At 49.7% G+C, this 14,985-nt stretch carries 12 protein-coding genes; 3 read left to right on the top strand and 9 right to left on the bottom strand.

Annotated features, from left to right (window positions below; all coding sequences use genetic code 11):
• Window positions 1–11: 11 nt before the first annotated feature.
• Genes JW814_02400 through JW814_02385 form a run of 4 tightly spaced genes read right to left on the bottom strand, consistent with a single transcriptional unit; the run spans window position 12 to window position 4,437 of the window.
• Complete coding sequence (locus JW814_02400; GenBank protein ID MBN2070281.1) at window positions 12–929, bottom strand: hypothetical protein; 918 nt, start codon at window positions 927–929, stop codon at window positions 12–14.
• Window positions 930–954: 25 nt separating this feature from the next.
• Window positions 955–2,079, bottom strand: a complete 1,125-nt coding sequence (locus JW814_02395) for a glycosyltransferase (protein MBN2070280.1) — start codon at window positions 2,077–2,079, stop codon at window positions 955–957.
• 31 nt (window positions 2,080–2,110) lie between these two features.
• Window positions 2,111–3,229 carry a DegT/DnrJ/EryC1/StrS family aminotransferase gene (locus tag JW814_02390; GenBank protein MBN2070279.1) on the bottom strand — a complete coding sequence of 373 codons (1,119 nt, stop codon included), beginning with the start codon at window positions 3,227–3,229 and terminating at the stop codon, window positions 2,111–2,113.
• The gene (locus tag JW814_02385; protein MBN2070278.1) at window positions 3,229–4,437 is read right to left on the bottom strand and encodes a glycosyltransferase family 4 protein; all 1,209 of its coding nucleotides are present in this window, start codon (window positions 4,435–4,437) and stop codon (window positions 3,229–3,231) included. Before JW814_02385 ends, JW814_02390 begins: the two co-directional genes overlap by 1 nt.
• 211 nt (window positions 4,438–4,648) lie before the next feature.
• Here JW814_02385 and JW814_02380 point away from each other — a divergent pair, with 211 nt between their 5' ends.
• Window positions 4,649–5,821, top strand: a complete 1,173-nt coding sequence (locus JW814_02380) for a class I SAM-dependent RNA methyltransferase (protein MBN2070277.1) — start codon at window positions 4,649–4,651, stop codon at window positions 5,819–5,821.
• A gap of 3 nt (window positions 5,822–5,824) precedes the next feature.
• Here JW814_02380 and JW814_02375 read toward each other — a convergent pair whose 3' ends face one another.
• Both JW814_02375 and JW814_02370 read right to left on the bottom strand, forming a co-directional pair.
• On the bottom strand, window positions 5,825–6,889 hold the full coding sequence (locus JW814_02375) for an ATP-dependent 6-phosphofructokinase (GenBank protein ID MBN2070276.1): 1,065 nt from the start codon (window positions 6,887–6,889) through the stop codon (window positions 5,825–5,827).
• Between the two features lie 35 nt (window positions 6,890–6,924).
• The gene (locus tag JW814_02370) at window positions 6,925–7,446 is read right to left on the bottom strand and encodes a thioredoxin family protein (protein ID MBN2070275.1); all 522 of its coding nucleotides are present in this window, start codon (window positions 7,444–7,446) and stop codon (window positions 6,925–6,927) included.
• 227 nt (window positions 7,447–7,673) lie between these two features.
• Between JW814_02370 and JW814_02365 the strand changes: the two genes are divergently transcribed.
• Window positions 7,674–10,832, top strand: a complete 3,159-nt coding sequence (locus tag JW814_02365) for a S9 family peptidase (GenBank protein MBN2070274.1) — start codon at window positions 7,674–7,676, stop codon at window positions 10,830–10,832.
• A 107-nt stretch (window positions 10,833–10,939) separates the two neighbouring features.
• Here the strand turns inward: JW814_02365 and JW814_02360 are convergent, their stop codons facing one another.
• Together JW814_02360 and JW814_02355 are read right to left on the bottom strand one after the other, a co-directional pair.
• Window positions 10,940–12,232, bottom strand: coding sequence for an MFS transporter (locus JW814_02360; protein MBN2070273.1), 1,293 nt, complete (start codon window positions 12,230–12,232; stop codon window positions 10,940–10,942).
• A gap of 77 nt (window positions 12,233–12,309) precedes the next feature.
• Window positions 12,310–13,884, bottom strand: a complete 1,575-nt coding sequence (locus JW814_02355) for a C69 family dipeptidase (GenBank protein MBN2070272.1) — start codon at window positions 13,882–13,884, stop codon at window positions 12,310–12,312.
• Window positions 13,885–14,413: 529 nt separating this feature from the next.
• Here JW814_02355 and JW814_02350 point away from each other — a divergent pair.
• Window positions 14,414–14,731, top strand: coding sequence for an RNA-binding protein (locus JW814_02350; GenBank protein MBN2070271.1), 318 nt, complete (start codon window positions 14,414–14,416; stop codon window positions 14,729–14,731).
• A gap of 65 nt (window positions 14,732–14,796) precedes the next feature.
• On the opposite strand, the gene JW814_02345 is transcribed toward JW814_02350, so the two are convergent.
• Window positions 14,797–14,985 (bottom strand): hypothetical protein (locus tag JW814_02345; protein ID MBN2070270.1); only part of this gene is annotated, 189 nt, incomplete at its 5' end.

Raw genomic sequence — 14,985 nt, 5'->3', positions numbered from 1 at the left:
ATACATGGAGGTCAGGTGGGGCTCCACGCGCTGATCACAAGCTTTGTGCCTCTGTATTCCGATATCCTGTGTTTTCTTCCCCTGATATCGATAAAGTCCCAATCAGGGACCGGTCCTTCGTCATTAAGCCGTTTATCCAGGATCTTTCCCTTCAGATGGTCCGTATCCTGATAGACAAGAGCGTAGAGGCTGTCAAGTCTGATATGCTCACCATATCCCGGAGCTCCTGCCGCCAACCTTATATATGCCTCAAGGCTTTCTTTCCTTTCGCCTCTCTCCCAGAGGGCCCGGCCGACAAGTTCGTTCGCGAATGTATAATCCGATGCCCGCAAGGCCGTCTCATACGCTTCATCGCTTCTTCCCGCTTTGTCTTCCAGCTCTGCCAGTACGGTAAGGATGTGGTTCTTTTTAAACCGGTCTTCCGTGTTTTCGATCGCTTTTTCAAGTAATCTTCGGGCAAGTCCCGACGTCGCCGCATCATCCATCGTGTAATAACCGATATAGAGAAACAGTTTGTAGTCTTTTTCCCCTCCGTCGATCAACTCTTCCGCGAGATCTATCGCCTTTTCCCCGTGAGAATTCCAGAGATAGGCGAATTTTCTGTAAAGCAGCTCTCCCCTTGCCTCCGGATCGGTCTCCTTCGCCAGGTAACCTTCGAAAAGATCCAGGGCGCGGTCAAGATCGTTCAGATCAGTGGCGATCGTCTCAAGAAGTTTTACATATGCCAGTATCCTGTAAGGATGTGTATTGTGAGCCCTGGCGTAGAGATCGAGCCGCTCGACCCGTTGCCCGGGATCTTTGACCGCCGATGCCGTTTCGAGTTCCTCAAGCAGATATAGATCGGAATTATCCGGTTCATCGGAACAGGCCTGGCTCAGCAAAAAGATGCCGATCATCGTGATTAGAACCATGTAAAGTTTTCTTCTCATAACGCCCTTTCCTGTTGGATCCTGCTCAGTTGTAATCCATGACAAGTGCTACCATTTCATCGGCGCGTGCCTGCCAGCTGCTTTTTACGGCAAACTCCCTCAAACTCTTACTGTTCCCGCCTTTATCGAGAGCTGTCCTGACCCCTTCAACGAATTCTTCCGCTGTCTCGGCCAGGTATACAAAACCTGAAAGATCTTCCATCTCTTTTGCGAATTTAAAAGTCACAATCGGTCTTTCAGCCGCTGCGTACTCATACAGTTTATTGGGATCAGCCATCCGCATCAGTTCATTCATCTGCAGCGGTATGATCGCGACGTCAAGAGCGGCGATATAGGCCCCAAGCATCTCATATGGAAAGGAACCGAGATAATGGATATTACCTCTTTTCCTGATTATATCTTCCAGTTCTCCTCTTCCTGGTTCGAAAAGGGGTCCGAAGAGGACGATCGAAGCATCTTTGAAAGAAGCGGCGACTAGATCGAGAGTCTTCATATCAAACCATGGAGCTATCGCCCCCGAGTATCCTATCAGTGGCCTTTTCAGGCCTTTCATCTCTTCCGGCACCCCCGATTCGATCGCTTTTCTGAAGAGATCATAATCAACACCGTTACCTATATAGTGGATATCCCTGACCCCGAGTTCACTCAATCGTTGCATCAACCCGCGGCTGACCGCGACTGTCCTGTCCGCCATTGAGACAAGCTTTCTGAAATACTTCCTCGACCATTCAGGAGCATCGGGGAACTCCATCGGATCATCATTACAATCGTAGAGCATCATTTTTCTCGGCAAAAAAGGGATGATTGCCGAATAATAAATGTTTGATACATAAAAGACCCTGTCGCGGCCAGCGAACCCGGTCACGGCTAGAGCGATCCTCACCCAGACCAGAAGGATCAGATTCCACATAAACCTCGCGGGAGGAAAGGAAAAGAGGGTTTTCAATGATTTCTGGGGAAAATTCTTAAAGACGGGGATGCATAGATGCGTGATCCGGCCATCTTTCATCGGCCTGAAATTGTTCTTCTTTCCCGCCACTACGCTTGAAAGGAAGAGTATATCCCAGTCACCTGGAAAACGGCTGAGAATCTGCTGTTTTCGCGTCCTTACATACCGCCACTGTATCTCGGAAAAACATACGATCTTCAAAACTGATCCGATCCTTTTCAGTCAGCTCCAGCTATGCCCGGCCCGCGCTTATCATGAACTCACTGATGCATTCGATAACATAATCCTGCTCTGTCCTCGAAAGTTCCGTATAGACAGGAAGGGCGAGCGTCTCTTTCGCGGCTGACTCAGACGCGGGAAGATCCCCTTCTTTTCCTCCAAGATAACTGAAACATTTCTGAAGATGCAGAGGCACCGGGTAATAGATCTCGCATCCGATGCCCTTGCTGCCAAGGTGGGCTTTCAGATTGTCTCTCTCCCTCGTCCTTATTATGTACTGATTGAAGATGCTTTCATTACCATCCTCCACGAAAGGGGTCGAGACCCCTTCGATACCGGCCAATCCCTCATTGTAGTAGGATGCGTTCATTCTCCGTCCGCTGCTCCATTCATCGAGATATTTCATCTTGATTCCAAGGACAGCCGCCTGGATAGCATCAAGCCTGCTGTTGATCCCAACGACATCGTGATAATATCTTTCGTGCCCGCCATGATTCCTCAACATGCGGCACTTCGACGCGAATTCTGCGTCATCTGATACGATCATTCCTCCATCCCCGCATCCACCGAGATTCTTTGAGGGAAAAAACGAAAAGCATCCCGCGATCCCGAGCGAACCTGCTCTTTTCCCATTGTAGGTCGCGCCGATAGACTGGCATGCGTCCTCGATGACAGGTATCCCTCTGCCGGAGACTGCCTTTTCTATGCCATCCATATCTGCCGTCTGACCGAAAAGGTGCACGGGAAGGACGGCTTTTGTCCTACTGGTCACTGCCTCGGCCACCTTGACCGGATCGATATTATATGTTTTCGGATCGATATCGACCATGACCGGAGTAGCGCCAAGCCTGGTGATCGAACTAACAGTCGAAAAAAAAGTATAAGGCGTCGTGATGACCTCATCCCCGGGTCCTGTCCCAAGCGCCATAAGAGAAATAAGAATCGCGTCGGACCCCGATGCCACACCGATCCCATTGGAGACGCCGCAATAGCTGGCGACTGTCTCTTCAAATTCCGCGACTCTCGGACCAAGGATAAAATACTGGGATTCAAGAACTTCCTTTACTGCTTTCTCTATCTCATCACGGATTCCTTTATACTGCGATTTCAGATCGAGCAATCTGACTTCCATTATTTCTCTTTTCTTTCAATCGACAGGCCTCTGTATAATCTTTTGAGATCGCCACTCGTGCTGTCCCAGTTATAGCGGTCTAGAAAAGCTTTCTGTCCCGATTCTCCCATTTCCCTGCGCAGGTTCTCATCCTTGAACAGCCTTATTATAGACAAGGCGAGTTCTTCGGGAGAATCATATCTGAAGACAAGCCCTCCACCGGCATCTTCTATTATTCTTTTAAGCGGCGGACAATCGCTGACTATCACTGGTTTTTTGACCATCATATACTGAAATATCTTGTGCGGAATCGTCGTGTCGGTGTGGGGATTACGCGAATGCGGCACAAGGCACACCGAACTTGAATCGATATAACTCCATATCTTGTCGAAGGGTTGCCAGCCTGGCATCTCTACCAGGTCGCTACAGCCGAGATCATCCGCGAGACCCTTGAGGTAATCCATGTACGGTTTGTTCCTGTCGCCTACCAGCACGACTTTCAGGCCGGGCACTTCATCCCTCAACTTCGGAAGAGAACGTATTACGATATCCAGTCCCCTGTGCGGGGCGAACCCCCCGATATACGAGACCATGAAACTTCCTTCGTACCTGCGTGTTATCTCTTTATCAAGAGGGATATTTATCCTCTCTACATGTGCCGTGTTCGGCACCACGAATATCCTTTCCGCCTCGATCCCAATTCCTTTCAAACGATCTCTCGATTCCTCTATCACTGCGATGACGGCGTCAGCCTTTGCCAGTATATTTTTTTCATAGCTCGCCCATCTTTTGAAATTGTAGATCGTCTTTTTCTTGAATCTGCTCGTATACCATACCTGAAGGCCTCCGGGATAGTTCTCGTGCATATCGGCGACGACCGGTATCGAGTGTTTCCGCGCGATTTCGACTGCTTCCCCGACAAGAGGCAGATCATGGATATGGAGGACATCGATCGAGTTGGCCGTCACAAAATCATCGATCGCCTTGCGCCAGAGGGTATCCTTGTAAGTAAAGGAGAAAGTATATCTGTGCCATTTTTCCCTTGATTTCCCCATTTCCACGCCGCGGAAAAGTTCGATGCCATGGATCGTGTCCCGCAGAGGCTGTCCCGGTCCTCTTTCAAGAAGCAGAAATACCTTGTGCCCTTCCGAAATCAGAGTGCCTGCTTCCTTCTCCACCCGAATATCGGGAGGAGGAATTCTCCCTTTCAGAACCATTCCTATTCGCACGAGAAGACTCCGCCCTTTAAAACTCGATATTGCATAATTTAATACACCGGATTATAATAATCACTTCCTGCTACCTTGTTCAATATAAAACAGGTATAGCCTGACGATATAAATGCCGCGTGATCTCTTCCTGGCATGTTGCGGGGCGTCAAATGGAAAAAATGCCATCGGTCAGACACCTGTGACGGCCAGGCGGAAAGGGCGATAAACGATGTCGGACAAAGATTATCTGAACAGTCAGGGCTCGACGGAGATCAAGAAAATAGTCTATGGAGGTCTGGGCCTCGCGCATTTTGAAGGCAAGACCCTCTTCATCCCGTATACCGCTCCGGGAGATATCGTTGAGTTTAATATTACCGAGGCCAAGAAGAAGGTCCTGTTCGGGGAGATCCTGAATATAACCACACCCTCTCCGGATCGAGTCACTCCCCGGTGCCCGATATTTGGAAGGTGCGGAGGGTGCCACCTGTTGCATCTTGATTATGACAGCGAATTGAAAGTGAAAAGAGAGTCGGTGGCCGAGAACCTTTCCAGGATAGGAAAGATCAGCATGGAACTGGACGCGATGACTGCTTCTCCTTCCCGGGAAGGCTACAGGAATCACGCCGTCTTCTGGTTTGACGATGATTGCAGGCCGGGATTCAGGATGAAGGGCTCAAGGACAGTCGTTCCGTTTCCCGACGAAGGATGCCTTCTTCTGCCTGTCAAGGTACGTGAAGAGATCTCCTCTCTCCCTGCCAGTTCACGCTTTCCGGGGGCGGAAGTCCGAGTCAGGTTGGACAGATATGAGAATGTGCATTTTCATGGATTAAAAGGTGATTCCGGAGCGCCGGACATCCTGATGGAAGCGGGAGGCTATAATTATCCGATCAGCTCTGACGGGTTCTTTCAGGTGAACAGGCTGCTCAACGACAAACTTATCGAAACAGTCCTTTCACTTCCCCGTAAAGCAGTCAGGAAAATTGTTGATCTTTATTGCGGAACGGGGTTTTTCACTCTTCCGCTCTCCCGTATATCAGAAGAAGTCATAGGGATCGAGCGCGACCCACAGGCTGTAAAGAACGCCTCGGCGGCCCTGAAATTGAATAAGATCGAAAATGTCAGATTCAGAAAGGGAAAAGCCGAAGAAGAGATACACAGGATCCGTGAGGCCGATCTGTTGATAGCGGACCCTCCACGTTCCGGTATCCCCGACTCGGCCATGAATGGAATAATAAAACTCAGGCCTGAGGAAATAATCATCGTCTCATGCGAACCTCCGACATTTTCCAGGGATACAGGAAAGCTTATCGAAGCGGGGTATATCCTTTCGAGCATCGACCTTATTGACATGTTCCCGGGTACCTATCATACGGAAACGGTCGGTATGCTCAAAAGGAGTTAGGAATCAACTCATTTTGACGTTCAGATTCTCAGTATCATAATAAGTTTTGACATCGACAAGGCTTGGAGATTTTCTTATCTCCGCCAATGGCACCTTGGTCAACTTTGACTTAATGACCGATACCATATAGCCCGCGTCTCCATTTTTTATCAGTTCGACCGCGCTGTTGCCGAAACGCCGCCCGGCCTGCCTGTCCTTCTGGGAAGGAGGGGCGCCTCTCTGAAGATAAGCCAGCGCCGTATACCTAGTATGGTGGAATCTGTGCTCCATCAGACCTTTAAGATAATTCCCGACTCCTCCGAGACTGTAATGTCCGAACTCGTCGAGTTTCGCGTCCTTCCTAACTTCCTCCTCACCGGCTATATGAGCACCCTCTGCGACAATTATGATCTTGTAAACATGATCGAATCCGATCTTTCGGGAAAAATCAAGTTTCTTCTGGATGACTTCGGCAAGCTTGTCCAGCGTGAATTCATACTCGGGGATGAGGATCACATCGGCAAAAGCCGCTTCCCCGCCCCTCAGGGCGAGCCATCCAGCGTGGCGCCCCATGACTTCAAGAAAGAATATCGTCTGATGGGACTCGGCGGACTGGGCGATCCTTTCAGCACATTCGGTTATTACATTTAATGCCGTATCATATCCGAGGGAATATTCCGTCCCCGCCAGATCCCGGTCTATCGTCTTGGGAATACCGACGACAGGGATCCCTTCATCAACCAGCGCGGAACCGGCACCCAGCGTATCGTCCCCACCAATGGCGATCAGGGCGTCGAGTTTAAGTTTCTTGATATTTTTCATTACAATATCGATCCTGTTATTATCCTTCGAAACAGGATTGGTCCTGCTGCAGAGAAGCTTGCTGCCACCCAGCCTGCTGTATTCCCTGATGATCTCCGGACCCAGTTCGACAATATGGTCCTTGTTATCCTCGATCGAAAGAGCTTCCCACCCACGCTTTAAACCGATGATCTTGTATCCGTAAACTGAGGCTTTCTCAACTATTCCAGCAATCGCGGGATTCAACCCCGGGGCGTCCCCGCCCCCCGTAAGCACTCCTATCCTCATCTGATCTTCTCCATTTCAAGGCAATTAAACCGGTCCTAGTTACAGTTCCCACCACTTCTCAGGTACCTGTCGAGCGTGATATCCTTCTTATAACATCCTTCATTTACATAATTCAACGTCAACAGGAATTCTTTTGTCTGCTTGAAACCTGGAACAACCATAATTTTAGTTCCGTCGCTTTCGAGATATGCCAGCGAGGGGAATCCCCTGACGGCAAAATGCCTGGTCAATTGAGCGGGCGTATAGATCTTTCCCTGGTATTTCAACTGTTCGCTCCTGTTCTCTGCATTTATCCTTATCGTAATAAAACCTTTCTGGAGGACTCCGCTGACCTGGGGATCTGAAAAAGTCTTATTATCCATCTCTTTGCACCACTTGCACCAGGATGTATAAAAATCGATTATTACCGGTTTCCCCGTATCTTCAGCCAGTTTTATACCTTCATTGAAACCGATCCATCCTTCCGATTTTTCTTCGGCACCGCTTCCGCAGGCGATCCATATCGCCGCGACCGCTGCCAGAAAGAAAGTGGTATTCCTTTTTTTGATCGATGCCATATTCTGTCTTCCTTTCGGCGCTCTTACTCGTTCCATTCGCTCGTTTTGATAATATACTGTTGTATCCGGCCCCATTCAAGAAGATATGGTCGCCAAAAGGATCTACGGACGGAAAGACCGATGATCTGGCTTGCCCTTGACGGCTGTTGGCTGTATTATCCTGATATCTGCCTGTTGAAGCAGAAAAGATCGCGGTTTATCCGTTTCCATCAGGAGAAAGGTCAAAGATGCGTAGATCGATCGAATTTCGGGCCGTTCTGGTCATTCTCGCGATATTGTCCGCATTATTCATTCCGGCGCCCGGTGCCTTCTCTGCGACTCCCGAAGCGGCGCCTCAGGATTCATCAGGGGCTGAACCAGACAAGACACCCTATATTCAGATAGGCGAGTGGCTTGTTCTTGGGCCTGTTACCACGACTCTTCCAGCCTTCCACCAGGAAGAAAAGACTGATAATGACAGCAAATTCCTTCTCTCCTTCGGGGACATGAGAATCGACGCCTTCAAACCAGTGGGAAAATCAGTCGAATACCTGCCATTGGGAGGCAGCGCCCTGTGGACACCGGCAAGACCCGACACGGACGGAGTCCACCTCGACACGGCTGGAAATGAACCGTTGATAACATATCTTGCTTCATATATTGAGACACATCGCTGGACGAAGATCGAGATGGAAGTATCAGGCTCTGATCCGTTCGAACTGTATATCGACGGCAGATCAGCAGCAAAATCACTCAAGGAAAGAACGGGAAAGACGAGGCACAGGGTCTCGGCTACGGAAAATCTCAAGCAGGGAAAGCACCTGGTCGTTGTCAAGACAGTCTATATGCCGGCTGATTCCGTTTCAGTATGGAGCTTCGACGCCCGCATAAGACCAGGCGAAGGCTTTGACACTCCCATCAAGGCTTCTATCGACCCATCGGCTCCCCTTGATATCTCCAACATCCTCGATGTGAACAACATTGGTTCTATCGACCTCTCCCCTGACGGAAAACTGGCGCTGATAAGTTACTGGAGATTTCTTCCCCCGGACGGAGAAAGGGAATCATGGAGGGAGATCAGATCTCTACCAGAGGGGACCATGGTCAGAATGCTTGACGATTCCCGCATGAGAAATGTGGGGTGGGCTCCTTCCGGTCACCGTCTTTCATATTCCTTTTTTTCCAATGGCGCCGGTTCAATAAAGATCCTCGATCTTGAATCGGGAAGGACGGAAACGGTCCTGGAAGGGATAAAGGATCTCGGCGGATATCTGTGGAGCCCCGACGAGACTTACATGATCTATTACGTCGAAGAGAATTATAAAGAAGATCCCTCAGGGATAAAAAGACTCAGGGGGATAGAGGATAGGACTGACTATGCCAGGAACAGGACAAGCACATATCTGACTTCGGTGCCGGGTGGGACGACACGAAAGATCGCGACGGGAAAACACGACATCTTCGTCTATGATATTCACCCCGACGGACAAAGACTTCTCGTGCAGAAAGGTTACGAGGATCTTGAAAAACGTCCCTTCTTTTCTTCTCAGCTCCTGATTCTCGATCTCAACGATATGAGTACTTCGCTTCTGTGGGAGGGACAGTGGCTTAATAATGCCGCGTGGTCGCCTGACGGAAGCGAGATACTTATAACCGGAGGCCCATCAACCTTTGGCAAGGATGGAAAAAATATCGCTGATGGATTGATCCCGAATGATTACGACCACCAGCTTTATATTTTCAGCCCCGAAACGAAAAAAGCAAGACCGATCACGAGAGAATTTGATCCCGCGGTGCAGAGGGCTGTCTGGTCTGAAGCCGACGGGAACATATATATCGTTGCCGAAAGCGGATCATACGTAAAATGCTACAGGTTTGATCCACGGAAAAGCAGATTCAATGAATTCGATTTCGGCGTCGACGTGATAAGCAGGGGTGATATAAGCGATAATAGCCTTTCAATGGTCTTCTCCGGATCGGGTGCTGATCAACCTGCAAAGTTATATTACGCCAACCTTAAAAATGGAAAGGCAAAGGAGATCTATGATCCCGACAGGGAAATGATGGAAAATGTCAGGCTCGGAAAGATCGAGAACTGGGATTTCATCAGTGAAAAAGGTGTAAAGATCGTCGGCCGGGTTCACTATCCTCCGGATTTCGACGCGGAAAAGAAATACCCCTGTATAGTCTATTATTATGGGGGGACTTCCCCGGTCAATCGCGCTTTTGGAGGCAGATATCCAAAGAACCTCTGGGCGGCAAAAGGTTATGTCGTCTATGTGCTTCAACCGAGCGGCGCCACTGGTTTCGGCCAGGAATTTTCAACGGCTCATGTAAATGACTGGGGTAAGACCACGGCGGAGGAGATCATATTCGGGACGAAAGAATTCCTTCAGGCCCATCCTTTCGTCAACCCCTGCAGGGTGGGCTGTATAGGAGCGTCGTATGGTGGATTCATGACCCAGCTCCTTATCACGAAAACCGATCTTTTCGCCGCGGCGATCTCTCACGCGGGGATAAGCATGATCCCGAGCTACTGGGGAGAAGGATACTGGGGATACGCCTATAATGCCGTTTCAGCTGCCGGAAGCTATCCATGGAACAGGCCTGATATCTATGTCGACCAGAGTCCTCTCTTTGCCGCGGATAAAATAACGACACCGCTTCTTCTCCTTCACGGAGGTTCCGACACCAACGTTCCTCCAGGGGAAAGCGAACAGATGTATACGGCGCTGAAAGTACTTGGTAAGGAAGTAGAATATATCAAGTATTCCGGACAGAATCATTTCATCCTCGATTATAAAAAGCGCATATCCTGGTCTGACGCCCAGCTGGCCTGGTTCGACAAATGGCTGAAAGATCAGCCTGAGTGGTGGAATGAGACATATCCTCCGCTGAAAGATGAAAAGAAAAAAGAACCGGAAAAAGTAGCTGCGGAAAAAATCGACCTGGGTGATGATACCGTTGTCCTTATGGGAGAAGTGACGAGGGAAGAGATCATTGAGGGCCTCGACGGCTGGGACAGCGAATTCTTTGCGTACGAACCGGATGAAGCGACTATCGCGGTGCTTGAAGAAAAGATCTACGGAGTGGAAATACTCTGCGTCCTCGGCACCTGGTGTCCGGACTCGCGAAGGGAGATCCCCAGGCTCTGGAAAATACTGGAAAAAATGGAATATCCCGTTTCGGAGATCAGAATGCTCGCCGTCGGATCTTCACGATTTACGATCGATATGCCGATTCCGGCAAGATTGTTTAACTGGTCACGGGATATCAGAAAGTGGTTCGACGTGGAAAGGGTCGCTACGATAATCATACTGCGCGACGGCAGTGAGATCGGAAGAATAGTCGAGACTCCTTCAGAATCGCTTGAGAAAGACCTTCTTGCCATTCTTTCGGACAAGTGATCCTCCAGCACTCGCAATAAACGGAGACCTTGCAAAGAAGGAGAAGATCGCCAGATCTTCTCCTTCTTTTTACTCAGCCTTTTCAGCGATATTTATCCCTGATCCTCTCAACTCCCGGATAGATCCCTCTCCGCGTCGGCCCTGGATTGGGCAAGCCGGCTCGGAAGCTCCAGACCGGAACGATTTTTCCGGTCAAGGATCATCAGCATGACAGAGAAGAAAAGCCCGGCGAGACCGAGCGAAGCGAACATCCATTGCATGCTGGTGTAATCGCCGCCTGACATATCGACTACCTTGCCGGCAAGCCACGGGAATACTGCCAGGCCGATACTCTGGATCCATGCTATAAGACCATAGGCAGTGCCGAGGAATTTTTCCCGTACAAGGATCGGTACCGCTGGCCACAGCGCCGCCGGCACCAGCGAAAACGATATTCCAAGCAGGATAAAGGCTATGTATGGTTTCACAAAAGTAAGACCCAGAAGCAGGTGTGCCGGAATAATAAGCATCGAACCGGCTATCATGATCTTTCCGCGGTGTCCGAATTTATCGATTAAAAAACCCATCACAGGCGTAAAGATCATCGAGGCAGTCATTATATATGAAGTATACTGCCCTCCCTTCGCCGCGCTCATGGCGAATTTGACCTGAAGGAACCGGGTCGCGTGGCTCGTGAAGGGAAAGACTGCCGAATAAAAAGTCAGGCACAACAGGTTGATCGCCCAGAATGCAGGTTCCAGATGGAATATGTCTTTCATCACTATCCGCTCTTCTTCTCCACCTTCCACAGCTATATCGATCGATCTGTCCTTGAAGATATAGAGCAGGAATAATATGAAAGAGACCAGCATCACTGCCGTACCGGCCCATACGGACCACCGCCAGGATCCGCTCCAGGAAGCTATCTGGGCCGATGAATTAAGCGCGAGGACTGTCCCGAGTCTCATCACTGTTATATTCAGACCGAAAGCGAGACCGAGTTCCTTTCCCTTGAACCACCGGGCTATCACCTTGTTCGTTACGAGAAGGGTAGCCTCCGATCCGAATCCGAAGACCATCCTTCCTATCAACATAAGGGCAAATGAGTTTCCCGCCCCTATCGATGTAAGCAGCGTACCGAGAAGGATAAGAAAAGCGTAGAAGCTCCCCGCTTTCCTGATACCGACCCTGTCGAGAAAAAACCCCGCCACTACGAGGAGAAAAAAGATATTTGGAAGGGCGTAGAAGGTGAACAGGAGACCGAATTTCGAATTATCAAGCCCCATCGCCGTCTGGATATTATCATTGATCGGACTGAGCGAATCATAGACGTAGTACGATCCGAACATGATGAGACTGACCATGACGAGGACAAACCACCTCCACCACTTCCTCTCATGCAGATCCGCTGTCTCAGTCATAAGAACTCCCTTCCTGTGCCTGCCAGATAAACACCTGGGCTATCTCCCTTAATGCAGCACAAATCCGCGTTGAAATATCAGAATCTACCGGTGTACTTCCACCAGAGATGGTCTCCAAGCTGCCAGTATGCTTCCGTCGCCTTTTGAGCGAACCCTGTCGAGTAGCCAGTAAGATATTTTTTCGCTTTTTCCGGATTTTTCCCGTACAATTCGATAGCCTTTTTTTCAACATTTTCAATCGCGGCAAAAGCCTCATCTTCGAGGGAAGTTCTTACCGAATCGACGTCTACGCGCATCTCCCCCCATTTCTGCGCAGCCAGGTCGGCTACCCTGTTGAACCCCCACCAGGCGCAATCCCTGTCGAACGCCTGCCTGCCGCTCAGCTTCCAGGTATCGGGCAGATCGCCGATACCGCAATAGAGAGGCACGAATGCCGTCATCGCCGGATTATCCCAGCCGAACCAGACGAGGCCGCCGACAGGGTCAGGCAACCAGTCTCTTGACTGAGTTATCGTTATATATGTGCAGTAATACCTCGCTATACACCTCTCGCCCATCCTGCCCCACCCGCCATTGATCTTCATCAGCGGCATCATATCGTAATGCATGAAGGGGTTTGCGTACGGACTCTTCACGAAATTTCCTTTATCGTCTTCGACATACATGAATTTAGTCATATCAAACTCTGTCCCTTCAAAGGTATCCCGGAAGACATCCATGATCTGTCTCACAGAGACAAGAGTATCCGGTTTTACCGATATCGGATAATTCTCCGAATTGGGATCGAGTCTCAGTGAAGGGGCAAGAAGGTCAAAGACTCTCCATTCACGGCGTCTCGCCGCCATGCTGGTCCTTCCTTCGGGAGCATATACGTAGCAGAACCTGAATGGCTCACCCGAACCAGGGTCATACCAGCCATTGGCGATCGCCACTTCGTATATGTTTGCCGATACCATGAAATTCCCTGTATCTTCGGGATCGATCTCCATGATCCTGCTTGCGTTGGCTGAAACACCGATATGATCATCGGGGATACGCTGCGCCGCCCAAACGGCGCCGATACGATCACTCCCGCAACCGATGATCTCGAAGTGCCATATTTCATTTTTATCGGAAAACATCAGGCACTCGCCGCCATCATTATAGCCATATTCCGCAACCAGTTCGCCTATTATGGCGATCGCCTCCCTGCAGGTCTTTGCCCTCTCGAGGGCAAACCGGCACAGCTCTTCGCACGAGAAGACCGCGTCGCGGTTTCGAAGTTCCGGTCTTCCCCCGAAAGTCGATTCTCCTATTGCCAGCTGGAATTGATTCATACAGGGATATGAACTGTTCAGATAGGCGTAAGTCTTCTCGACCTGCGGTATCTCTTTCTTGAGAACGACCCCTGCCGTATCACCAGGGAATCGCATGAATCTCAGCCCTGAATAGACTCCGCATACTGCGCCCTGCCTGTACTTTCCTTCCCCGACTGCCTCAAGCCATGTCCTGTCGATCCTGCTGTCGCATGTGTGTGAAGTAGTCACAGAACCGTCGACTGAAGCCTTTTTCCCGACAAGGATACAGGTACATGAATCGATCTCCCGCGGAAAAAAGAGCGCGCCGGCCAGAAGAAAAAGAACCAATCCGTGATTAACCGTTTTTCCATTCAATCCTGCTCCTCCATCCTGAGAATTCTTCCTTCGGAATCTGTCCGCGGCCCGGGGACCAGCGGGTTTTACCGCTTTGCCGGCTGCCTGGTCAGCCGGCTCGGGATTACCTGAGGATATCAGCACTATTGATTGCTGGCAATCCGAATCTTTCCCCTGAAAAATAGCCTTAAAATTAATAAAAAAGACTGGATTTGCCGATATTTCTTCTTGTATATTTGGTCAGAAGGGACTTTTGTCCAAAAAAGGAGAAGCGAACCAACAGTTTAAATGCTCAGAATTCAAAGATCTTCTGTTGCAGGATCCTATCGATGAAGTATTTGCGCCTGTCTTTATCAGATTCCAGGACAACTTAATTCGTACGGATCACACAGGATAATGTATATGGCCAGATATATCGGCGCAATACTCATCGATCTTTGTTTGGCTGAGCGGGAAAGAGGTGAATGAAAAGTAACTCAGTTAATGCGGCGGCCTGAAGTGACCGCGGCCTTTTCCCGTTTTTATATGTCTTAGAAAGGATCCGTAAAAAATGGCAAAGAATATTTATGTGGGAAATCTTCCATTCTCAACAAATGATGATGATCTGGACAAGATTTTCGCTCCTTTTGGCGCTGTCTCATCAGCCCGTATAATCAAGGATAAATTCACTGATCGTTCAAGAGGCTTCGGCTTCGTCGAGATGGAAAATGATGAGGAAGCGTTGAAAGCGATAGAGGCTGTCAATGGAATGGAAATAGAAGGCCGTTCCCTTAAGGTCAGCGAAGCAAGGCCCCGTGAGGACCGCAGAAACAGCCGCGGTGGCGGCGGTGGCGGCGGCGGTCGCGGCGGGTACAACAGGGACTACTAGATCATTTTCCATATAGATGGCTATGATATACAGGCGCGGAGGTCATCCTCCGCGCCTTTTTTTGATCAGATAAGGGGCAGCGCAGACCAGTTCTTCAAGTCTTCAGGAATGGAACTATATATGAGAATTATACTGCATGAAAATCCCCGGACATCCCTCATGGAAATAAAAACCGGAAGATTCTCTATCATCTTCCGGTCAATAAAAACGGGGCCGACGAGACTCGAACTCGCGACCTCCTGCGTGACAGGCAG

The organism is Candidatus Krumholzibacteriota bacterium (assembly GCA_016932415.1).
In the GTDB taxonomy this organism is placed as follows: domain Bacteria; phylum Krumholzibacteriota; class Krumholzibacteriia; order Krumholzibacteriales; family Krumholzibacteriaceae; genus Krumholzibacterium.
The sequence above is the reverse complement of the archived record's forward strand: the minus strand, read 5'-3'. Positions and strand labels throughout refer to the sequence as shown.

Bases quoted from the DNA above. Each gene is read 5' to 3' on its own strand.
- JW814_02400 (MBN2070281.1), bottom strand. From the start codon at position 929: ATGAGAAGAAAACTTTACATGGTTCTAATCACGATGATCGGCATCTTT.
- JW814_02390 (MBN2070279.1), bottom strand. From the start codon at position 3,229: ATGGAAGTCAGATTGCTCGATCTGAAATCGCAGTATAAAGGAATCCGT.
- JW814_02380 (MBN2070277.1), top strand. From the start codon at position 4,649: ATGTCGGACAAAGATTATCTGAACAGTCAGGGCTCGACGGAGATCAAG.
- JW814_02375 (MBN2070276.1), bottom strand. From the start codon at position 6,889: ATGAGGATAGGAGTGCTTACGGGGGGCGGGGACGCCCCGGGGTTGAAT.
- JW814_02370 (MBN2070275.1), bottom strand. From the start codon at position 7,446: ATGGCATCGATCAAAAAAAGGAATACCACTTTCTTTCTGGCAGCGGTC.
- JW814_02365 (MBN2070274.1), top strand. From the start codon at position 7,674: ATGCGTAGATCGATCGAATTTCGGGCCGTTCTGGTCATTCTCGCGATA.
- JW814_02360 (MBN2070273.1), bottom strand. From the start codon at position 12,232: ATGACTGAGACAGCGGATCTGCATGAGAGGAAGTGGTGGAGGTGGTTT.
- JW814_02350 (MBN2070271.1), top strand. From the start codon at position 14,414: ATGGCAAAGAATATTTATGTGGGAAATCTTCCATTCTCAACAAATGAT.